The following is a 20,980-nucleotide window of genomic DNA, read 5'->3' as shown; positions in this document are numbered from 1 at the left end:
CTGCACAATGAAGGTCATACCCCGCGATCCTGCTTTCGACAGCACCCGCCGATGACCCGCGATTTCCTCCTGCCGCTCGATACGCCTCCGATGGAGGCCAAGGCGGCCGATGCGATTCCCGAAGGAGACGGATGGCAATACGAGCGCAAATGGGATGGTTTTCGCTGCCTGGCATTTCGGCAGGATGATGCGGTGGAGTTGCGTGCAAAGTCAGGCAAGCCGCTCGGACGCTATTTTCCCGAACTCGTCGAGACATTGAAGGAACTACCGTCGCGCCGTTTTGTCGTCGACGGTGAAATCGTCATCTCGGTCGACGGCAAGTTTTCGTTCGACGCGCTCCAGATGCGGCTTCATCCCGCCGAGAGCAGGATCCGCAAGCTGTCCGCCGAAACCCCGGCTCGCATCGTCCTATTCGACATGCTCTGCGATGAGCACGGAACCGTCTGGTTGGCGCGGACCCTGAAAAAACGGCGAGCGATCCTTGAGGCTTTCGTCGCTTCGGCAAACCGCAGGAACATCGTGCTTTCGCACTGTACGCGCGATGTGAAGGAAGCCCGCTCCTGGTTAGGGAATGCCGGACAAGGGGCGACAGACGGCGTGGTCGCCAAGCGGCTGGACGGTCCCTACCAGCCGGGGGTGCGCGCGATGGTGAAGGTAAAGCGGTTGCGGTCGGCCGATTGCGTGGTCGGCGGCTTTCGCTACCTCAGCAACAGCCGGCAGGTCGGGTCATTGCTGCTGGGTCTGTACAATGAGGCCGGCAAGCTCGATCACGTCGGTTTCACCTCGACCATTGCCAAGGACGACAGGGCCGAGCTTACCCGCAAACTCGAAGCCATGCGCCAGCCACCCGGCTTCACCGGAAAAGCGCCGGGCGGGCCGAGCCGCTGGAGCACCGAGCGCAGCGGCGAATGGGAGCCGGTCCGGCCCGAACTGGTGGTCGAAGTACGCTTCGATCACGTCACCGGCGACCGTTTCCGGCATGGCACCAAGTTCCTGCGCTGGCGGCCGGACAAGGCACCGAAACAATGCACGTTTAAGCAGATCGCCTGAGTGCCTGCGGTGCGTGCTCCGTATACGGTTTTCAAGCCGCTTTCTTGCGCCGGTGTGCACGGTCCTCGATCGGTGCTGCGGCCGCTCGGAAATCCTGCCAGGGATCCGACGATAGCGACGCAAGCCGGGTCGGCGTGTTCTCGACGGTAAAATAGGCCGGTCCGATGCCGGGGCCGAGTTCGTCCCAGGCAAGCGGCATCGACACCGCCGCACCCGGTCGTGCTCTTGTCGAATAGGGTGCGACCGCCGTCGCACCGCGCTGGTTGCGCAGATAATCGACCAGGATTTTTCCGCGCCGTTTGGATTTTGTGATGGTCGAGACGTAGCGGCCGGGGCTGTCGGCGGCCATGGAGTCGGCTATCGCCTTGGTGAATGCTTTTACATCAGGCCATTCCGCTTTCGGCTTCAACGGCGCCACGACGTGCAGACCCTTGCCGCCGGAGGTCTTGATGAAGGGGATAAGGCCTGCCTGTCTCAGCCGGTTGCGGGTCTCAACGGCGGCTTCGATCACCGCCTCCCAACTCACGCCTTCGCCGGGGTCGAGGTCCATGATGATCGTGTCCGGACGCTCCCAATCGCTCACCATCGAGCCCCAGGGGTGGATCTCCAGCGCCGCCGACTGGACGAGACCGATCAGCCCATCGAGATCATTGATGCTGATCAGCCGCTCATCGGGCGGATCCTTAGGGTCGTGGACCAGCACGATGTTGGGGTTGAGACCCTTCCAGGCGTGCTTCTGGAAGAACCGCTCGCCCGAAATACCGCTGGGGCATCGCAGCAATGCCAGTGCCCGGCCGACGATGTAGGGCGACGCATAGCGCCACACCTCGGCATAATAGTCGGCGAGACCTTCCTTGGTCACGCCCTGGTCCGGCCAATAGAGGCGGTCGGGATGGGTGAGCTTGACGGTTCGGCGCTGAGGTTTGGGTGCTGCCTTGTTCGTCTTCGGCGTTTCGCGGACGATCTCCTTCGCCGGCTTGTCTTCGCGCAATCCGCGGAACGAGGCGTGGCGCAGATTGCCGTCGGCAGTCCAGGCCCGGAACTCGACTTCGGCGACGAGTTCCGGCCTGACATAGCGGGCTTGCCGAGCCTCCTCGGGGGTGAGCCGCTCGTCGAACGGGCTCGACGGAATGCGTATCCGCTCGAGCTTCTTGAAGAGGCCCTCGGCGACCGCTGCCGTGTAGCCGGTGCCGACGCGCCCGACATGATGAAGCTTGCCGTCGTCATAGACACCCAGGACAAGCGAACCGATCGCGTTGCGCGAGGTTGTCGAGGGGACATAGCCGGCCACGACAAATTCCTGCCGCGCCGAGCATTTCGACTTCACCCAGTTCTTGCTGCGGCCCGAGCGGTAAGGCGCATCGCGAAGCTTGGAGACGACGCCTTCCAGGCTCAGCCGACAGGCGTGTTGCAGGACCAGGGCGCCATCCTCCTCAAAATGTCCGCTGTAGCTGACGATGCCGTTATCGCCGCCGATGAGCTTTTCCAGCAATTCCTTGCGCCTGATCAACGCAACGTCGCGCAGATCGTACCCATCGAGATGGAGCAGATCGAAGACGTACAAGCGAAAGCGGTCACTGCGGCCCTCGCTGAGATCGGCTTGCAGCTCGGAGAAATCCGATGCGCCGGCAGACGTCTCGACCACGAGTTCACCGTCAATCAGCGCCGTTCCGACAGGGATATCGGCCAGCGCCGAAACGACCGCCTTTCCGAATTTCTTCGTCCAGTCGAGACCGCTCCGCGTCAACAGTTTGACGCGGCCGGCTTCGATCCTGGCCTGCAGCCGGTAGCCGTCGAATTTGATCTCGTGCAGCCAGCGTTCGCCGGACGGCGCGGGCGAGACCAGGGTCGCCAGCGTCGGCTCGACGAAATCGGGAAGCGCTGCCTTCCTGGCACCCTTGATCTTTGACGGCTCCGGAACGCTGACGGTGGTAGGCGGCTCTTCCGGTGGAGCGGCCCCTGTGCGGCCGCCGCGGCGCTTGCGAATGCCCCCCGTCTTCGACGACCAGCCGGGCTCTTCGCCGGCGACGTCCTCGATCTTGCGGCCGGTCGCAATGGATTCCGGCCGCTCGTCCAGAATATCGGGGTCGTCTTCGGTGCGCGCGGCGGCGTCGTCCCCTTTGATCAACAGCCAGTTCTCGCGCTTCTCCCGCGGCTTTCCGGCCATCCGCACAAGATGCCAGCGGCCGCCCAGCTTCTCGCCGTGAAGTTCGAAGTCGAGATGGCCTTTGGCATAGCCGCGATGCGCGTCGCCGATCGGTGTCCAGGTGCCTCTGTCCCAAAGAATAACGGTGCCGCCGCCGTATTCGCCCTTCGGAATGGTGCCTTCGAAACCGCCATATTCCAAAGGATGGTCCTCGACATGAACGGCAAGACGCTTCTCGCCGGGGATCAGGCTCGGCCCTTTTGTGACGGCCCAGCTCTTCAGGACTCCGTCCATTTCGAGACGAAAATCGTAATGGAGTCGGGTGGCATCATGCTTCTGTATGACGAAGCTGTTGCCGGTCCTCGGCGCCCTGCGGCCCTGCGGCTCCGGGGTCACCGAAAAATCGCGCTTCTTGCGGTAGGTCTCGAGCGCCATCGGTCAGCCGGCCTTCCGACGCGGCGCCGTCTGCTTCGCCTTCGCATGGCGCTCCGGCTTTGACTTTGCCGCGGGCTTTCTTGTCGAGGGCTGCTTGCCGCCAACGCCGGCACTCTGGCGCAGCGCATCCATAAGATCGACGACCTTCTCCCGCTTGGCCGGCTTCGGAACGGCGATCTTCTTGCCTTCGAGCTTTGCCTTCACAAGCTCGGCAAGCGCCGCCTCATATCGGTCGTCGAATTTGGTTGGATCGAATTTGCCCTTCTTGGTCTTGATGATGTGTTCGGCCAGATCGAGCATCTCACCCTCGATCTTCATATCGGGAATGTTGTCGAAGGCTTCCTCTGCCGAGCGCACCTCGTAGTCGAAGTTCAGCGTCGTTGCGACCAGGCCTTCGTCATAGGCGCGGATGAGCAGGGTCCGGACGCGCCGAAACAGGACGGTCTGGGCGATCCCAGCGACTTTCTTCCTGCGCATGCCTTCGCGGATCAGCCCGAATGCCTCTTCCGCGTGTTTGTCCGGCGGGGCGAGGTAATATGGCTTGTCGAAATACACATCGTCGACATCGGAACAGCCGATGAAGGCCGAGACCGACAGCGTCTTGTCGCTCTCGGGGACGGCGGCTGCGACCTCATCGGGTTCGAGCACGACATACTCACCCGAGCTGATCCCATAGCCTTTGACCTGATCGTCCTTCTCGACGGGTTTGCCGCTATCGCTGTCGACGAATGCGCGATGCACCCTATGGCCCGTGGCGCGGTTAATCGTGTGGAAGGCGATCCGCTCTGAGGCGGAAGCTGCCGTATAGAGCGCCACCGGGCAGCTAAGTTCTCCAATTTTCAGGAAGCCCTTCCAATTTGCTCTCGGCGCCAAGACAACAGCCTCACTGTCACAAGCGTTTGCACTGGAAATGCAACGTGGCGGTGCGCGGATTTGTTCCCTGGCACCTTCACGGCGATGAGAAGGTCCTGATCAACCAGACAACCGTTCCGCTGCAACCAAATTCACGACCCACCGTTGTCGAGCAGGAAGGGAGCGGTTGGCCATGACGAGACTATCATTGACGAGACTGTCGTTTTTGTCGGCTCTGGTTGCAGCTCTGGCTTTAGCGGGCTGCAGCAACGAGGCCGAACCGACACAGGACAGCACCAGCAGCACTGAACCGACACAGAGCAACACCAACACCGTCGACCAAAATCCCGAGGTCGACAAGGATCCGACGCCGAAGACGACCACAGGCGGCGATCAACCCGGTACGCCGCCGGCGCAATGAGGGATCGGCCGGCCGACCGGATTCTCCGGATGCAATACGAGCGGCAAGGGCACGAGGTGGTCACCCCGACTGGCTCTGCTCGACCAGATGATAGCTATACCGGTCTCGAATGAACGCGTTGAAGAACCGGCCTTTTGACGAGGCTTTGCGGAATGCAGCGTAGGTCTGCGGCGGCACGTCGTGGTAATCGTAGCGATTTCCGCTTGGGACGAACCATACGGAGAGGGTCCTCGTCGCCGGATCGTAATTCATACGTTGGATAGCAGCTGAAGGCATTTCCCAACACTCGACCCCAACACTCGACGCGTCTGGGCAATAACCCGCCCCGGCATGCCAGGTTCCGTCCCGTGCAAAGATATGGGGCGATGATCAAGCCGGCTCGACGCCTTCAAGGTCTTGCCGCCGCCGGCCGGCTTCACCAATTAGGGTTGATGCCATCGCTCAAAACCAAGCAGCCGGAATTCGCTGGCCAAGGCGACCTATTTCGTGCGCCCAACGATCTGCCCGAAGGATTTCACTACCAGCCAGAGCTGATCACAGCCGAGGAAGAGGCCGAGCTGGTGCGGCAGCTCGAAAGTCTCGTCTTCCAGCCTTTCGACTTTCATGGCCATCTCGCAAACCGGCGCGTCGCCGGTTTTGGCCTGCGCTACGATTTTGACCAACGCAAAGTCGTCGAGGCACAGGCGATCCCTGCTTTCCTGATGCCGCTCAGGGAGAAGGTGGCGGCCTTTGCGCGGCTGCCCGCCGATGCTTTCGCTCAGGTTTTGATCAACGAGTACCGGCCCGGCGCGGGTATCGGCTGGCATCGCGACAAGCCGCATTTCGATGCCGTGGCCGGCGTTTCCCTGCTTGCGCCATGCAGCTTTCGGCTCCGCCGGAAAAACGGCACGAGATGGGACCGCGAGACCATCATCGTCGAGCCAAGATCGATTTACATCATGACGGGTCCGGCGCGCACCGAATGGGAGCACAGCATCCCGCCGGTTGCCGCGCACCGCTATTCGATCACCTTGCGGACCCTGCACCGCAACGTCGCTCAGAAGTGGTGGTTCGATGACCAGAATTGAGACCGGCTCCTGTTTTTGCGGTTCGATAACGGCTGAGATGCATGGCGACCCGTTTTGGATTTGCTCCGATCACGACGACGATTGCCGCAAGGCCATAGGGAGCCCGCTGACGGTCTGGGTCGGCTATCGACCGGCCCAATTCAGATTGCTGACCGGCGCGCCGAAGACGTTCTCAAGGATCCGAGGCGTGCTCCGCAGTTTCTGCGCCGATTGCGGGACATCCATAACCTATCTCGACCAGGGGCTTCCCGAAGAACTCTATGTGACGATCGGCTTCTTCGACCGTCCCGAACGCTTTGCGCCGCAGGCTCACGCCTATTGGGACATGAAGCTGCCGTGGGTGGAATTTCGTGACGATCTGCCGCGTGTGGGAAGATACTCAAGACGGCGCGATCCGGCAGTCGGAAATCCGACCGATCGGTAACCGGCAAAACGCCGCCAATGGAACCCGCCCAAGCTGAATTGAATTGCGATCAGTTCGGTAATCCAAACGAACCGGCATCATCGCTTCTTCACGCCGCTTTCGATACCTATCTGTTGAGCGCAGGCATTGTCGGCAACGGGCAGCAAGAATTTGGCACAACGATCGGGAAGCGCAGACCTTCCACTTCATGGCGGACGCGTGCCGAAATGGCTTGGCGACCGTATGACGCGCCTTGGCGCGGTGATGTGCGAGGCGATCATTCACCATTACGGCCGCGAGGAGCTGCTGCGCCGGTTGGCGCATCCTTTCTGGTTCCAGTCGTTTGGCGCCGTCATGGGAATGGACTGGCATTCTTCCGGCATTACGACCAGCGTCATCGGCGCCCTGAAACGGGGTTTGGCTCCGCTTTCCGGCGAACTCGGCATTCACGTGTGCGGTGGCCGCGGCGCGCATTCACGCAAGACCCCGCACGAGCTTGCCGCCATCGGCGAGCGCGTCGGCTTCGACGGAACAGGCCTGGCAACTGCCAGCCGGCTCGTCGCCAAGGTTGACAGCGCCGCCGTCCAGGACGGCTTCGACCTCTATCTGCATGGCTTCATCGTCACCGATGATGGCGACTGGGTCGTGGTGCAGCAGGGTATGAACGGCGACAACAGGGTGGCGCGCCGCTATCACTGGCTGTCCGAAGGCCTGAAGAGCTTCGTCGACCAGCCGCATGCCGCCATCGAGGGCGCCAACCAGGGCGAGATCGTCAACCTGACCGACCGCCGCGCCGACGCCTCGCGCAAGGGACAGTTGGAACTGCTGCAGGACCTCGGACCGGATCGCATTCTGAGGGAGTTTGCCGCTCTCGAGCGTGACGTGGCTGCAGAACCGATGCCCGCCCAGCCGATGCTGCCACACCTGGTCATGCCGGCGCACCACGATGTCCGCGAAAGCGATGTCATCATGCGCCGCCTTCATGGCAACATGGCGGCGGCTGCCGAGCGTGGCCCGGCCGATTTCTCCGAACTTCTCCTGGTCCCCGGCGTTGGGGCGCGCACGGTGCGGGCGCTGGCGCTGGTTGCCGAGGTTTTGCATGGCGCGCCATGCCGTTTTTCCGATCCCGGCCGCTTCTCGCTGGCGCATGGCGGCAAGGACAGGCACCCATTCCCTGTGCCGCTGAAGGTCTATGACGAGACGATCGGCGTGCTGAAGTCCGCCGTTCACAAGGCCAAACTTGGCCGCGACGAAGAAATCGGTGCCTTGAAGCGGCTGGACGACCAGTCACGGCAGGTCGAACGCTATGTCACAGGCCCCAGCTTGAAGGAAATCGTTGCCGGAGAGTTCGATCAGTCGCATCTGCTCGGCGGTCGCAGCGTGTTCGGCTGGGAGGCCGCACCCGAGGCCCCCGCGGGCGTCGAGCAAATCAAACAAAAGGGATAATCGGCCCGGATCGCAATTCAGCGGACCTGGCCTGATCCGTGTTCGGCCTCAGGCACCCAGATCGATCAAGGCGATGCCGAGTTCCGGACGTTTCCTGCGGCGCAGGTGGCCAGGCGCTTCCACCAATGTGACTTCGAGTGTCGGCCGAACAATGCCTTCGAGCAGATGTCCGCCCCGAGTCGTGCCGTCGCGCAATCCGAGCACCGCGTGGATGTGAAGGCTGGGCTTGCCGTCGTCGCCGATCGCGACATCGCCGATCACGCTGAGCACCTCGCACTGTTCGCGGACCGGGATTTTGCGAAAAGTCTTTTCCCCAAAGTCGAACCAGCCGACGGTCGCCGTTTCGAAGGCGCCGAGCGCGGTCAGCGAGGCGCCGCCAATGTCCTGATCGACTGCGAAAGAGGTAAGCGCCGCGAACGCTTCCTCGCCGGGATCAAGCACCACCACGAACGTCCTTTGTCCGGCGCTTTCGGCGACGAGCTGCGATTTCATGACTTCACTCCAGACGCTGTGTCGGCTTTGCCGGTTTCCTGTTCGATCGGGTTTGAACGGAAAGCTGGCCCGTGAGTTCCGAAGGGGTGGGTTGGTTTGGAACTCCTGAAGCCGAAGTTCGAATCCAGAGCTGTCCCTGTCGCGATCGCCTGGTCCGAAATCGTTCCGCACCGCTGCGATATTCAGTTCGGCCGAGCGCTTACACGGAGTGTTTTCATGCCTGGGCGCGTCCATGCTTCCTCGATGCGCCTTCGGAACAAGATCGCGCAGGAAACATTGTTCCCCGCAGGCTATCTCAGGGAGCGGACGTGACGCCAAGTGAAATCATCGTCAGGCATGCGCTGACGCCGCGTAAGTTCTGGATTGGTCTTGGCCGTGCCTTTGCCGGAGCGTTGATCTTCGCCGTCCCGGTACTGATGACCATGGAAGCTTGGGCGCTGGGCTTTCACCTTCACCCACTGCGGCTCGCCCTGTTCCTCGCTGTCACTTTGCCAATGCTGGTGCTGCTGCACAAGTACGGAGGCTTTCGCCAGACGGTGGCGCTCCGCGACCGCATCGCCGATGCTTTTGTGGCCATACTTGTGGCCGCTGTGGCGGCTACTGCGGTGTTTTTTATTTTCGGCATCGTGACCGTCGAAATGCCGCTACGGGAGGTGATTGGCAAAATAGCGGTGCAGGTTGTCCCAGGCAGTCTCGGAGCATCTTTGGCACGCGCTCAGCTTGGCCCGAGTTCGTTGGAGGAGGAGGACATTCCCGAGCCCGGCTACACCGGAGAGCTGTTCCTGATGGTGGTCGGAGCGCTGTTTCTATCGGTGAACATCGCGCCAACGGAGGAGGTCGTCCTCATCGCTTACAAGATGCACCCCTGGCAGGAAATCGCTCTGGTCGTGGTCACCCTCGCTCTCATGCACGCCTTCGTCTATGAGTTCGAATTCCGCGGCTCGCACAGTCCCGAACCAGGCGCTGGATTCGCCAGCATTTTCTTTCGCTATGCGATCGTCGGCTATGTCCTGGTGATGCTTGTGAACCTTTATATCCTGTGGACCTTCGGCAGGACCGATGGCGCCGGCTTTTCGGAAACACTCAGTGCAGTGGTGGTTCTGTCGTTTCCCGGCGCGCTCGGGGCGGCGGTTGCGAGGCTCATTCTGTGACAAAGAACCCCGCAAAAGGCGACAAGCAACAGAAGCAGCCGTCCGACAACAAAAGAATGACACGCAAACCCGGGACTTCGGTCACGGAATGGGTCGTGGCGGGGATAAGCTCCGTAGCCCTGCTTGCCGTGCTCAGCTATCTTGTCGTTGATGGCTTGAGCGAGCGCGATGGGACCGCCCGGATTGTTGTGCTGCCGCTCGCGGTCGCGGCCACCGAGGGCGGCTACGTGGTCGAGTTCGCTGCCGCAAACAGAGCGGGGAAATCAGTTGCTGCTGTCGAAATCAAAGGTGAACTCCGCAATGGCGATGAGGTCGTCGAGGAAAGCAGCGCTACGCTCGACTATGTCCCACAGGAATCCCAACGGAAGGGCGCGTTGATCTTTCGTCGTGATCCCGAGGCCTATGACCTGCGCCTCTTTGCTAGTGGATACAGCGAACCCTGACCAGTCGGAAACACCACCGATGAGATGGAACTCGGCATGGATGACGCGGTCAACCCGGCCACTGCTTCGCCCTGCTGTAAAAGCGACATGGATGCTGTAAAAGCGACATCGCTGCAGCAGAATCAACATGGCCCGTGCCTTCGAGGATAATGTGCATGGGCGATCCTTTCGCTCCCTATTCCTCCGGGGCGGTGGCAGGAGCCGTATAACGGCGACGTACCGCATCCAGAACGTGCTTGCGGCTTTCCTGCGCCGAGAGCATTTCGTCCTTTTCCGCCTCGGCGGTCTCGCGCGCCAGCTCCTTGTCCCTGATCTGTCGGCGAAACCATTCGGAATAGTCGCCGGCGCGCAGGTGATGCTCCCAGGTCCTGTCGTCGATGCCCTCGGCGATCTGAGCGAAGATCATCAGGTTGTGGGCCCGCAGGTTCATCGCGTTGTCGGGACCTCTGAAATAGAAGCTGCCGGCCTCGTCGAGTTGACCCTCCGCATATTTGCGGCTGTGACGCTTGAGCGACTGACGCGGCTCGATCGCTTTGACCATGGCAATTTTCTTGCGGGCTTGCGGCCGCCAGAACAGCACCCGCTCGCCTTCTGGCGAGGGAATATCCTTTGGCGGCTTGGTGTCCGTCTCCTGACAAAAGGCCTTGATGACATCTTTGGCCTTGGGCCCGAGCGCAATAACGGCAGTGACCAGACGCAGGGCGTCGGTCGAGATCGCTTCCGGATGAACGGTGATCAGGACAGTGCCTGGCAATTCCAACGATAGAATGGCGCGGGTGTCGTCGCGCCTCTTGGGCAGAAGATGATGCGCCTCATCGATGACCAGCCAATGTGGCCTCGCCGTACGGTAGCGGATACTGCCAAGACCGGGGAGCAGATCGGCAAAGAAGTCTGGTCGCTCATTGACCCGCAACGCCAGTCCATTGACGACCACATTCGTGTCGGGCTTTTCGATCAGGTCGAGCACTTGTGCCTTTGTCGGTTCGCTTGAGCCGTCGCCTATCCGGACGGCGCCTTCGAGCCCATCGTAGTCGCCCTCCGGGTCGAAAACGCAGAACTGAAATCCGTGCTCGACGAAGCGTTCCGTCAATGCGGTGGCCAAGGTGGATTTGCCGATGCCGGAGCTTCCGGCGATCAGAACCGTATCGGTCGGCGTCAGATAGACTTCGTCGCTGCCGACCGAGCCGAGAAGGATGGCGTCACGGCGTTTTCGGACAAATTCCCGATCACGCTTTATCAGTTTTTCGATCAGTTCCTCGACGCCTTTTCCACGCGCGCCGCGCGTTACGAGATCCGCTGTGTCCTTAACCGCCGCAAGTGCATTCTCGACGGCGACGCTGCAGCCGCAGGCCTGCAGGAACGCATGGTCGTTTTCAGCATCGCCAATACCGACCACATTGTGTGGCGACAGCTTGAGGTCCTCAAGTGCGGCGGCAAGCCCGGTTGCCTTGTTGATACCGCTCGGCAGGATCATCACCGCGCCCTTGTTGAAGATGATTTCCAGCTCAAGCCCGAGTTCCTTGATGACTTCGAGAACCGTTGCCTGGTGCGGTTCCCAGGTCGCAACGATCGACCGTCCGACTGAAAGCGGCTTGACGCCGCGTTTCTTCAGCTTGGCGACGAACTTGGGCGCCGGCGCCGGGGAAATAGCACGTTCGTCCTCGCTGGCAGGCGTGTAGATCAACGCCCCATTTTCGGCGACGACCTTGTCGAATACGCCAAGCTCGGGAAAAACCCGCTTGAGATCGGGCAGTTCGCGGCCAGTGACGAGGATAAGCTTGCGGCCACTTTCCTTGAACCGTTCGAGGGCTGCAAGCGTCTTTTCAGCTACGATCCCATCGTGCGCCAGCGTGCCGTCATAGTCTGTCGCCAAGGCAATGAAATACATCTGTCGACCATTTAATATCTGAGATCGCCGCTGCCGCCGTCGCATGCGAGAGGTCCCACGACGATCGAGCTGGACGGGCGACGAGCACTCAGTAGCCGCCAATGATCGGCAATATCTCGCCGGTGATGTAACTCGAGCAGTGCGGCGAGGCGAGGAACACATAGGCGGGCGCGATCTCCTCCGGTTGCGCCGGCCGTTTCATCGGCGTGTTTGCGCCAAATTTCGAAACGTCACCGGCTTGCTTGTCCGACGGATTGAGCGGCGTCCACACCGGGCCCGGCGCCACGCAGTTCACCCGAATTCCCTTTTCGATAAGGTTGCCGGAGAGTGCGCGCGTGAAGGCATGAATGCCGCCCTTGGTCATTGAATAGTCGACCAGTTGCTTCGAGCCCTCGATGCCGGTTACGGAGCCGCTGTTGATGATCGCCGAACCAGGTTTCATATGCGGCACGGCCTCCTGCGCCATGTGGAAGTAGCCGTAAAGGTTGGTCTTCAGCGTCGTGTCGAAATGCTCTTGGGTCAGTTCGCTGAAGTCGCGGGAATGGATCTGGAAAGCGGCGTTGTTGACCAGCACGTCGATCCGGCCAAATTCCTTCACCACCTCAGCCACAGCATTGTGGCAGTGGTCGCGTTCGCTGACGTCGGCCTTTATCAGCATACAGCGCCGGCCTTCGGCTTCGACGGCCCTCTTCGTCTCTTCGGCGTCCTTATCCTCGGACAGATAGACGATCGCCACATCGGCGCCTTCGCGCGCATAGAGCACGGCCACGGCTCGGCCGATGCCGGAATCGCCGCCGGTGATGACGGCCACTTTGCCCTCTAGCTTTTTCGATCCGATATAGAATGGCGCGTCATAGAGCGGCGCCGGCTCAATCGCCCATTCGTGCCCGGGCTTCGGCTGGTGCTGTTCGGGAAAGGGCGGCTCGGGATATTTGCGTGCTCCGGCCTGCATGGCGCCTTGTTGCTTGCCGTGAGCCTTCGATTTGTCCTTGGCATCGATGCCGCGCTGGATGTGGCGTTGCTTGGCGGCCTCGCCGGCGGTTTCCGATTTCATCTGCATGGCTGTCTCCTTGGCTTGGAGAAGGGACAACGCACGTCCGGCGAAAAAGTTTACGCGACGGTGTCATTCCTTCGGTAGCGAATCCAAACGCCAGGAAATCGAACGGGGCCTTGCCCAACTGGCAACGAATGACGCGGCCGCACGTTTGGGCACGAGCGGTGTCCGAGAACCTGAAGGCGCGCCAGCCAGGCAGAAGGTAGTCCGAGGCTGGTGACCTAAAGATTTCCCGCTTCTCGGCCGTACAGGCGATCTTGTCACCGGATCGCGCCAAGGGAGAGGAACATGGCTGAACGTCACACCAAACCAAACGGGCCGGATCTGGTCGCGGGCATCGCGTTATCCGACCTTGCCGATGGCGCAAAGCTCCTCGGCCATTGCCGCGATGAGCAGGTGCTGCTGGTGCGCAGCGGGACCGAGGTCTTCGCCACCGGGGCGACATGCACACATTATGGCGGGCCGCTCGTCGACGGTCTTGTGGTGGAAGACACCGTCCGGTGTCCCTGGCATCACGCGTGCTTCGATTTGCGGACAGGCGAAGCCTTGCGCGCCCCTGCTTTCAGTCCACTCGCTTGCTGGTCGGTGGAACAACGCGATGATCGGATATTCGTGCGCGAGAAGCGCAAACGGACGGCACCGAAGCAGCGCAATGGAAGCTCCGGCCAGGTTCCAGAGAAAATTGTCATTGTCGGTGGCGGCGCAGCCGGTTTCGCGGCGGCAGAAAAACTGCGGCGCGAACAGTATCAAGGTAGCATTGTCATGCTCAGCAACGACGAAGCGCCGCCCGTTGATCGGCCCAATCTTTCCAAGGACTACCTCGCCGGCAAAGCACCGGAGGATTGGATTCCGCTCCGCGGAGAAAACTTCTATTCGAAGAACGATATCGACCTGCGCCTCAATGTGAACGTCGCCAGCATCGATGCACGTTCTGGCGAAGTTGTGCTCGCCGACGGGGCCCGGACTGCCTACGACAGGCTACTCCTGGCGACAGGAGCCGAACCGGTTCGCCTGACTATACAAGGCGCCGACCAACCACACGTTCTCACATTGCGCTCGTTCGCAGACTGCAAGGCGATCATCGCGCGAGCCAAAACTGCGCGCCGAGCCATCGTTCTTGGCGCCAGTTTCATTGGTCTGGAGGTTGCCGCGGCCCTGCGCTCGCGCGAGATCGAAGTTCATGTCGTGGCGCCGGAAAAACGGCCCATGGAACGGGTCCTGGGTCCGCAAATGGGCGATTTCATCCGCGCCCTCCATGAGGAGAATGGTGTCGTGTTCCATCTCGAGGACACCGCCAGCAGCATCGACGGCAGCAAGGTGAAACTGAGCAGTGGCGATACGCTGGCGGCGGATTTCGTCGTCGTCGGCATCGGCGTGCGACCGCGGATAGGGCTTGCCGAAACGGCGGGGCTCATCCTTGACCGCGGGGTCGTCGTGAACTCCTTTTTGGAGACGAGCGCACCAGGCATCTTCGTGGCCGGCGACATTGCGCGGTGGCCAGATCCTCACAGTGGCGAGAGCATTCGGGTCGAGCATTGGGTGGTTGCCGAGAGGCAGGGGCGAACCGCGGCCCTCAACATGCTCGGCCATCGCGAGAAATTCGTCGCCGTGCCGTTCTTCTGGAGCCAGCATTACGATGTTCCCATCAACTATGTCGGCCATGCCGCGCAATGGGACGAGATCGTGGTCGATGGAGACATCATTGCCAAGGATTGCCTGCTCCGCTTCAAGCGCGAAGGGCGCACGCTGGCTGTCGCTTCGATCTTCCGCGACATCGAAAGTCTAGGGGCCGAGGTGGAAATGGAGCGCCAAATGACCTAGCGAGCGCCCCGCCTTCCGTGGCGATCAGCATTCAATTGCGCTTCCTGACTGGAGCTCGCGCGCAATGATCCAGTCGGTTGCCGCCGCGAGATCGGCGACGGTTGCGGTCGGGCGCGGATCAAACCGTTTCTCATCGCCCTGCCGGTATTTACCTGTCCGCACCAGCAATGCGCCCGAAAGTCCGGCCCGCAGTGCGCCAGCTATATCGGCCTCGGCGTCGTCGCCAACCATGATCGCCTGATCCGGCGGACAGCCCATGCTTGCCAGCGCCGACAGAAAGAATGCCGGCGAGGGCTTGCCAAGAACGATTGCGCGCTTCAGGGAGGCAAATTCCAATGCCGCGACGAATGGCCCTGCATCGAGGCTGAGCCCGCCGTCAGCGTCCCGAAACGTCCGGTTGGTGGCAAGGGCCAGCAATTCGGCCCCCGCGCTCAGCTCGCGGAACGCGTCATTCAACGCCGCATAGGTGAAGGCGTCTCCGGCATCGCCGACGATGACGGCGCGCTCGTCGCGATCCGGCAGTTCGCAAAAATCCGGCGCAAGGCCGGGGTGAACCAACAAGTATGGCGCACGGCCATTGCGAAGCAGCCATTCGCGAGCAGCGTGCGCCGGCGTGAGAACATCTGCCTTGGTAACGGTGAGTCCCATCGCCTCCAGACGTTCGAGGACCCTCTGTTTCGACGAGCGCGTGGTATTGCTTACGAAGCGTACGGCCAGACCGGCCTGGCGCAAACGCGCGACGGCGTCGATCCCGCCTGGCATGGCGGTCTCGCCATCATAGAAGACGCCTGCGAGGTCCAGCAGTACACCCCCCTTGTCATCGGTCCAGCATGACCACGAGTCCGCCAAGCGTCAAATCCGGAACAAGGCCATGGTTGTTCCTTACCGACGGTCACTGCCACCATTCGGGGAAGGCCGTGCGTGCGGCTTCGGCCAGCGTCGCGATCTCCTCGTCGGGAACCGAGCTGTAAGGCCAGAGCAGTCGCGGGCCAAGCGGGGCCCAGCCGCCGGCCGCGGCCATCGCCTTGTCGAGCGCCGCATCGCTGACATCGTAGCGAGCGCGAAAAGGCAGTACGTGGCTGGCGAGAAAGGCCTGGATGCGCGCCTCGACCTCGGCAGCGGCTGCGATGTTGGTGCGGATCGTCTGCCACCAAATCACCGCCCCCTTGGGGTTGAGGCAGGCAACATTGGAATAGCTGCCGTGGGCGCCCTGGGCAAATCCCGCCGCCAGCGTGTGGCCGGGCACGAAGACCGAAAATCCCGGCAGTTCGCGGCGCATGTCGGCGTACCAGCTGGCGTCGCCGCCCGGCAGCTTGGCGCCGACCAGCGACGGCACGGCTGCACGCAGCCTGGCGATGCCTTCGAGCGTCAGACGGCGCTTGGCGTGCGGTGGATTGTAGAGCACCAGCGGCATGTCGGGCGCAGTCTCGCAAAGACCGCCGACGAAGCGCATGACCTCGTCGTCGCTGGGCGGCCACCAGTCGGGCAAGGTGAATTGCACCGCCGCCGGGCGAAGCGCCGACACGCGCACCAGCCGCTCGCGCGCGACGCGCGGATTGGTCTGGCTGATGCCGATCTGGAAGGGCAGGCGCGCGCGGCCGGCTATCGCGGCCACCAGGTCGCTAAGACGGTCGAATTCGGGTTCGGTCTGGCAGTGGAATTCGCCGGCCGTGCCGTTGGAATAGATGCCATCGAGACCTGATGCACAGAGCCGTGCGATCGTCTCTTCCGTCGCCTGCCAGTCGATTGCTCCGAGATCATCGATGGCCAGCATCACCGCGCCCCAGACGCCGCGCGGCGCGTGTGCAGGCAAGTGGCTCAGGTGATCGTCGAGCTCAGCGCGCACCGGCGATCTCGTGCTCGCGCCGGGTCTCGTTCGACGCAAAGGCGGCCTCGATGATGGCGATGATCTTGCGACCATAGGCACCGTCGACCGGCACCGGCTTGTCGTCCGCAATCGCATCGCGCATTGCCGTCCATTCGCGCACCAGCGCGTTATGCATCCAGTTCGGCTCGAACGAGCCGGGCAGGTCGGTCCAGGTGGTATCGCGCCCCAGCATCGTGCCGCGGTCCATGTCGATGCGCAGCGTTCCCTGCTCGCAGACCAGGTCCATGGCGTAGCTGGTCGCCCCATTGCGATAGCCGACGCTCTGCACCTGGCCGAGCCCGCCGCCGGCGAAGCGCAGTCCGAGCAAGGCGGTGTCGTCAGCTTCCTGGTCATGGAACTTGGCGCCGAGCATGGCGCTCACCGACACGACATCGTCATCCATCAGCCAGACCAGGCGGTCGAGCGCATGAATGCCGGCCGTCAACAGCATGCCGCCGCCGGTTGTCTCGCGCAGATGCCAGACGCGGCGATTGTGCTCCATCCAGAGCTTAATGATCCAGCTCGATCCGATGAGCGGCCGGCCGAGCGCTCCTTCCTCCAGCATTTGCCGGGCTGCCATGCAGGGCAGGGCGAAATGCATGAGATGAGCGATCATCAGCTTGACGCCACCGGCGGCCACGGCGGCGTTGATCGCATCGCAGGCCGCCGCCGTCGGCGCCATCGGTTTTTCCAGCATGACGTGCTTGCCGGCCTTTGCTGCACCGATCGCCATTTCGGCATGGAGATGGTGAGGGCTGGCGATGAGGACAGCGTCGACATCCTTGTCGTCCAGCAGCTTGCGCCAGTCGGTGTAGCCGCGACCACCGTGCTCGCTGGTGAAGGCGGCGAGGGCGTCGTTATTGCCGCGGCACGATGCGACGAGTTGCAGGCCGTGCACTTCCTTGATTGCCCTCGCATGGGCCGCGCCGAAATCGCCCGCTCCGATAATGCCTATTCCAATCATCGTCCTGCCTTTTCATACGCGGCGTCGATCAGCGACATCGCCGCAACATAGTCATCGATCGAAATCGCCGGCGGCGCTTTTCGGGCCAGCCGGTCGAGCGTGTCGCTCATGCATAGCCGGTAGCGTGTCGCCGGCAATTCGATCGGCAAGTCGACGATAGCGCCATCGTCCAGCGTCGCACAGATGGCGCGGTCTCCATAGTCGATGAGGGTCGCATTCTCACTGACGATGCGCCATTCGAAGTCGCCGCCGGGGCGCATAGACGCGAAAGTGTATCCTGCCTCGACGACGAATAGCGCTCCGGCAGCGTCTTCCAGCACAAGCAGCGCATGGTCCTCGACCGAGGCGCGGTGAATGCGGTTCTCGATCGAAACGGCTTTCAGCCCAAGCCCGCCGGTTGCCAGGCCGAGCGCGGCATTGACGCCGTGTATGCCGAGGTTCCTCAGCGCGCCGCCGCCACCGATCGCCGGATCCACCACCCAGGCGACGCCGTCGGCCGCATAACGCTGCGGCGGGCCATTGACCAGCCGGAACTGGCAATGCGCAACCGCTCCGGCGCGGCCTTGCTGGCGCAGCCGTTCAAAGGCAGTGACGGCCGGCCCAAAGCGGTTGGGCAGGGGAACACTGACAAAGGCCTGGTGCTGCCTCGCCAGGTCGCGCAGCCCGGCCAACGCTCCGGTGCTGCTCGCCGCCGGCTTTTCCAGGATCAGCGGTATGCCGGCTTCGATGACGACCCGCGCCCGCGCCGGTACTGTCGAAGGATGTCCCATCAGCAGGACCACGTCCGGCGGGCTGGAGAGGATTTCCGCAAAATCCGCAATGAACGGCAATTGGTGACGCGTCGCGAAGGCGCGCGCATGCTCCGCGTCCTCATCCCAGATGCCGGCAATCTCAGTGCCACAAGAATGTGCAGCGTCGAGATGCATTTCGGCGTGCCAATGGCTTGAGCCAGCCAGAACCATCTTCATTTCGTTGACGTATCCTCCCGCTTGCAGGATATCCTACAAGTCGCTATGCTACAAGCATCGACCGTTTTGCAATGTGCCATCGGGCGCAATTGCAGCGGCGCTGGGAGCAAAATGTCGGAACCCAAATCGATCTCGGAACCCAAATCCATGTCGGAACCCAGGTCGATCGAACCGCTGAGCCGACCGCCGCTGCTTCACGTCAGCGTGCAGGAGAGCCTCAGGACCTATATCCAGAGCAACAAGCTCAAGGCGGGGGATCCCTTGCCTCCAGAGACCTTCCTGGCGCAGCGGCTCGGCGTCGGCCGCAACTCGGTGCGCGAAGCGATCAAGGCGCTGGAGTCGATCGGCATTCTGGAGACGCGTCGCGGCATCGGCGTGTTCGTCAAGGAATTCTCGTTCAAGCCCTTGCTGGATAATTTGGCATATGGCCTGCAGGATTCGTTGCGCGATGTGGAAGAGCTGCGCGAGATCCGCCGCGTCCTTGAAACCGGCCTGATCGCCAAAACCATCGAGATGATCAGCGCCGAAGACATCGCCGCGCTGCGCCAGCTGACCGAAAGCATGCGGCGGCGCGCCGAGCGCCAGGAGAGCTTTGCCGAAGAGGACCAGCAATTCCATCAGCTGCTGTTCCGTTGCCAGAACAATCACATGCTGAGTGCGCTGATCGACATCTTCTGGGTGGCGTTCAACAAGGCCTCGAACTTCACCAGCCTCGACAATCCGACACCGCTGGCGACGTGGCGCGACCATCACGAGATTGTCGAGGCCGTCGCCGCCAAGGATGTCGACCGGGCGCGCGAACGCCTCGACGACCACTATAGGGGGATTCAGCAAGTCATCGCCAAAAACCGAACCACCTGACCCAACGCCGAACTACCTGACAATGCCAAGGGAGGAAACCATGCGCATCAAGACTATCGCTCGTCATCTGGCCATCACCGGACTGCTGCTCGGCGGCCTGGCCACCAGCGTCCAGGCACAGGACGACAAGACCATAACCGGGGGCTTCGACGTCGGCCCCGGCGGCTTTCCCAAGAATTTCAACCCGCTGGCTGCGACCGGCGGTTTTACCTGGCTCAGCACCTATTTTGAACCGCTGGTCATCTACAACGCCGATCTGACCGAACTCGAAGGCGATCTGGCCAAGGACTACAAGGTCAGCGACGACCAGCTGACCTATACGTTCAACCTTGCCCAAGAGAGCTGGCACGACGGCAAGCCGTTCACATCCAAGGACGTCAAGTTTACGCTTGAACTCGCCAGGAACAAAGCATCCGGCAGTTTGTTTGCCGCGCGTCTCGGCGACATCGCGTCGGTCGACGCGCCGGACGACCGCACCGTAGTCGTCAAACTGTCGAAGCCCAACGGCTCCTTCCTGTCCATTCTCTCGCAGGTGATGATCCTGCCGGAGCATGCCCTGGCCGGGATGCCACCAGAAACGCTGGCCACAAGCACCTGGTGGTCCACCACGCCGGTCGGCACCGGTCCCTTCAAATTCAATCGCTATGTCAGCGATCAATATGTCGAGCTGGCCGCGGATGACGACTATCGCGGCGGCAAGCCGAAGGTCGATGTGCTCATCAACCGCTATTTCGAGAGCCCGGCGGCGGCCGTTGCCGCGCTGCGCGCCGGCGAAATCCAGTTCACCTATGTCGAGCCCGACGACGCGGTATCCTTCAAGAGCGACAGCAATTTCAAGGTGATCGAGGGCGCTTCTTATGTGGTCAACTACATCGGCCTCAACCAGAAGGTCGAGCTCTTTAGGGATGTTCGCGTCCGCCAGGCGATCATGTACGCGATCGATCGCAATGCCATCATCGAGAGCCTCTATGGCGGCGCGGCCAAACCGGCCAACTGCGGCTACGTCGCGCCGCATCTGCTCCCCGAAGGCCTCGAACCCTATGCCTACGATCCGGCAAAGGCCAAGGCTCTGCTTGCCGAGGCGGGCTGGGACAAGATCAACGGCGACAAACCCATCACCTTGCTGACCTACTACGGCTCGCCGCAAGCGGCCAATGTGATGGCCGCCATCCAATCGATGCTGGCCGAGGTCGGGATCAATGTGGTGCCGCGCGTCGTCGATACGCCGACCTATAACGGCATCGTCTACAAGGAAGGTACGCCGGACTGGAACGCGTTTCCGATGGTCTATGCCGGCCTACAGAACGGTCCGAATCCGGCCGGCATCAGCCCGGGTCTCAATAAGTCCCAGATTCCGCCGGCAGGCTTCAACACCATGCGCATCGAGTTCGACGATTTGAGCGCTGCATTGGACGCCGCGCTCGGCCAGACCGATCCGGCCAAGATCGATCAATCCTGGCAGCAAGTCTGCAAGGTGATGAACAAGGATGTGCCCTGGGCCACATTATGGGTGGCCAACCGCTATGGCGTGGCCTCCAACAAGCTGCGTGACTTTGTCTGGACGCCGGCGCCGGCCGGCGGTCCTTATGCGGCTCACCCAGAACGCTGGGACATCCAGTAAAACGCTTGGCGGGCCACTCCAGGCCCGCCT

20 protein-coding genes are annotated in these 20,980 nt (G+C 62.0%); 10 read left to right on the top strand and 10 right to left on the bottom strand.

Translation table 11 applies throughout. From position 1 onward, the window contains the following. The first annotated feature begins 51 nt into the window (after window positions 1-51). Window positions 52-1,050: an ATP-dependent DNA ligase gene (locus tag NKH12_RS13590; RefSeq protein WP_352953579.1), complete on the top strand. Its 999-nt coding sequence runs from the start codon at window positions 52-54 to the stop codon at window positions 1,048-1,050. Window positions 1,051-1,081: 31 nt separating this feature from the next. Here NKH12_RS13590 and ligD read toward each other — a convergent pair whose 3' ends face one another. Further along, window positions 1,082-3,631 carry a DNA ligase D gene (gene ligD, locus NKH12_RS13585; protein WP_352953578.1) on the bottom strand — a complete coding sequence of 850 codons (2,550 nt, stop codon included), beginning with the start codon at window positions 3,629-3,631 and terminating at the stop codon, window positions 1,082-1,084. A gap of 3 nt (window positions 3,632-3,634) precedes the next feature. Next, window positions 3,635-4,504: a non-homologous end joining protein Ku gene (gene ku, locus NKH12_RS13580; protein WP_352953577.1), complete on the bottom strand. Its 870-nt coding sequence runs from the start codon at window positions 4,502-4,504 to the stop codon at window positions 3,635-3,637. A gap of 172 nt (window positions 4,505-4,676) precedes the next feature. Here ku and NKH12_RS13575 point away from each other — a divergent pair, with 172 nt between their 5' ends. Further along, window positions 4,677-4,904, top strand: coding sequence for a hypothetical protein (locus NKH12_RS13575; RefSeq protein ID WP_352953576.1), 228 nt, complete (start codon window positions 4,677-4,679; stop codon window positions 4,902-4,904). A 60-nt stretch (window positions 4,905-4,964) separates the two neighbouring features. Here the strand turns inward: NKH12_RS13575 and NKH12_RS13570 are convergent, their stop codons facing one another. After that, the gene (locus tag NKH12_RS13570; protein ID WP_352953575.1) at window positions 4,965-5,180 is read right to left on the bottom strand and encodes a KTSC domain-containing protein; all 216 of its coding nucleotides are present in this window, start codon (window positions 5,178-5,180) and stop codon (window positions 4,965-4,967) included. A gap of 155 nt (window positions 5,181-5,335) precedes the next feature. Between NKH12_RS13570 and NKH12_RS13565 the strand changes: the two genes are divergently transcribed. The 3 genes from NKH12_RS13565 to NKH12_RS13555 all read left to right on the top strand — a co-directional run bounded on the left by NKH12_RS13565 (window position 5,336) and on the right by NKH12_RS13555 (window position 7,820). Next, a complete protein-coding gene (locus NKH12_RS13565) occupies window positions 5,336-5,971 on the top strand; it encodes an alpha-ketoglutarate-dependent dioxygenase AlkB (RefSeq protein WP_352953574.1) in 636 nt (211 codons plus the stop codon). Next, window positions 5,958-6,395 carry a GFA family protein gene (locus NKH12_RS13560; RefSeq protein WP_352953573.1) on the top strand — a complete coding sequence of 146 codons (438 nt, stop codon included), beginning with the start codon at window positions 5,958-5,960 and terminating at the stop codon, window positions 6,393-6,395. Before NKH12_RS13565 ends, NKH12_RS13560 begins: the two co-directional genes overlap by 14 nt. 150 nt (window positions 6,396-6,545) lie before the next feature. Continuing rightward, window positions 6,546-7,820, top strand: a complete 1,275-nt coding sequence (locus NKH12_RS13555) for a DUF763 domain-containing protein (RefSeq protein WP_352953572.1) — start codon at window positions 6,546-6,548, stop codon at window positions 7,818-7,820. Between the two features lie 48 nt (window positions 7,821-7,868). Here NKH12_RS13555 and NKH12_RS13550 read toward each other — a convergent pair whose 3' ends face one another. Beyond that, window positions 7,869-8,312 carry a PPC domain-containing DNA-binding protein gene (locus tag NKH12_RS13550; protein ID WP_352953571.1) on the bottom strand — a complete coding sequence of 148 codons (444 nt, stop codon included), beginning with the start codon at window positions 8,310-8,312 and terminating at the stop codon, window positions 7,869-7,871. Between the two features lie 362 nt (window positions 8,313-8,674). On the opposite strand from NKH12_RS13550, the gene NKH12_RS13545 reads away from it, so the two are divergent. Then, window positions 8,675-9,463: a TIGR02587 family membrane protein gene (locus NKH12_RS13545; protein ID WP_502910793.1), complete on the top strand. Its 789-nt coding sequence runs from the start codon at window positions 8,675-8,677 to the stop codon at window positions 9,461-9,463. 56 nt (window positions 9,464-9,519) lie between these two features. Further along, window positions 9,520-9,906, top strand: coding sequence for a TIGR02588 family protein (locus NKH12_RS13540; RefSeq protein WP_502910792.1), 387 nt, complete (start codon window positions 9,520-9,522; stop codon window positions 9,904-9,906). 175 nt (window positions 9,907-10,081) lie between these two features. On the opposite strand, the gene NKH12_RS13535 is transcribed toward NKH12_RS13540, so the two are convergent. After that, window positions 10,082-11,794 (bottom strand): HAD family hydrolase, encoded by a 1,713-nt coding sequence (locus NKH12_RS13535; RefSeq protein ID WP_352953569.1) that lies wholly within the window; start codon window positions 11,792-11,794, stop codon window positions 10,082-10,084. Window positions 11,795-11,882: 88 nt separating this feature from the next. Continuing rightward, window positions 11,883-12,854 carry an SDR family oxidoreductase gene (locus NKH12_RS13530; protein WP_352953568.1) on the bottom strand — a complete coding sequence of 324 codons (972 nt, stop codon included), beginning with the start codon at window positions 12,852-12,854 and terminating at the stop codon, window positions 11,883-11,885. A 282-nt stretch (window positions 12,855-13,136) separates the two neighbouring features. Between NKH12_RS13530 and NKH12_RS13525 the strand changes: the two genes are divergently transcribed. Next, window positions 13,137-14,669 carry an FAD-dependent oxidoreductase gene (locus NKH12_RS13525; protein WP_352953567.1) on the top strand — a complete coding sequence of 511 codons (1,533 nt, stop codon included), beginning with the start codon at window positions 13,137-13,139 and terminating at the stop codon, window positions 14,667-14,669. 24 nt (window positions 14,670-14,693) lie between these two features. On the opposite strand, the gene NKH12_RS13520 is transcribed toward NKH12_RS13525, so the two are convergent. From NKH12_RS13520 to NKH12_RS13505, 4 genes are read right to left on the bottom strand one after another with little or no spacing between them, the layout of a single operon-like run. Further along, on the bottom strand, window positions 14,694-15,518 hold the full coding sequence (locus NKH12_RS13520; protein WP_352953566.1) for a TIGR01458 family HAD-type hydrolase: 825 nt from the start codon (window positions 15,516-15,518) through the stop codon (window positions 14,694-14,696). Window positions 15,519-15,561: 43 nt separating this feature from the next. Next, window positions 15,562-16,515, bottom strand: coding sequence for a dihydrodipicolinate synthase family protein (locus tag NKH12_RS13515; protein ID WP_352953565.1), 954 nt, complete (start codon window positions 16,513-16,515; stop codon window positions 15,562-15,564). Then, the gene (locus tag NKH12_RS13510; RefSeq protein ID WP_352953564.1) at window positions 16,505-17,500 is read right to left on the bottom strand and encodes a Gfo/Idh/MocA family protein; all 996 of its coding nucleotides are present in this window, start codon (window positions 17,498-17,500) and stop codon (window positions 16,505-16,507) included. The genes NKH12_RS13515 and NKH12_RS13510 overlap by 11 nt, the downstream gene beginning before the upstream one ends. Further along, a complete protein-coding gene (locus tag NKH12_RS13505) occupies window positions 17,497-18,468 on the bottom strand; it encodes a Gfo/Idh/MocA family protein (RefSeq protein WP_352953563.1) in 972 nt (323 codons plus the stop codon). Before NKH12_RS13505 ends, NKH12_RS13510 begins: the two co-directional genes overlap by 4 nt. A 147-nt stretch (window positions 18,469-18,615) precedes the next feature. Here NKH12_RS13505 and NKH12_RS13500 point away from each other — a divergent pair, with 147 nt between their 5' ends. Beyond that, window positions 18,616-19,329, top strand: coding sequence for a FadR/GntR family transcriptional regulator (locus tag NKH12_RS13500; protein WP_352953562.1), 714 nt, complete (start codon window positions 18,616-18,618; stop codon window positions 19,327-19,329). A gap of 40 nt (window positions 19,330-19,369) precedes the next feature. After that, window positions 19,370-20,950, top strand: coding sequence for an ABC transporter substrate-binding protein (locus NKH12_RS13495; protein ID WP_352953561.1), 1,581 nt, complete (start codon window positions 19,370-19,372; stop codon window positions 20,948-20,950). Window positions 20,951-20,980 lie beyond the last annotated feature (30 nt).

The organism is Mesorhizobium sp. M1322 (genome assembly GCF_040318085.1).
Taxonomy (GTDB): Bacteria; Pseudomonadota; Alphaproteobacteria; order Rhizobiales; family Rhizobiaceae; genus Mesorhizobium.
This window is presented reverse-complemented; position numbering and strand designations above follow the sequence as displayed.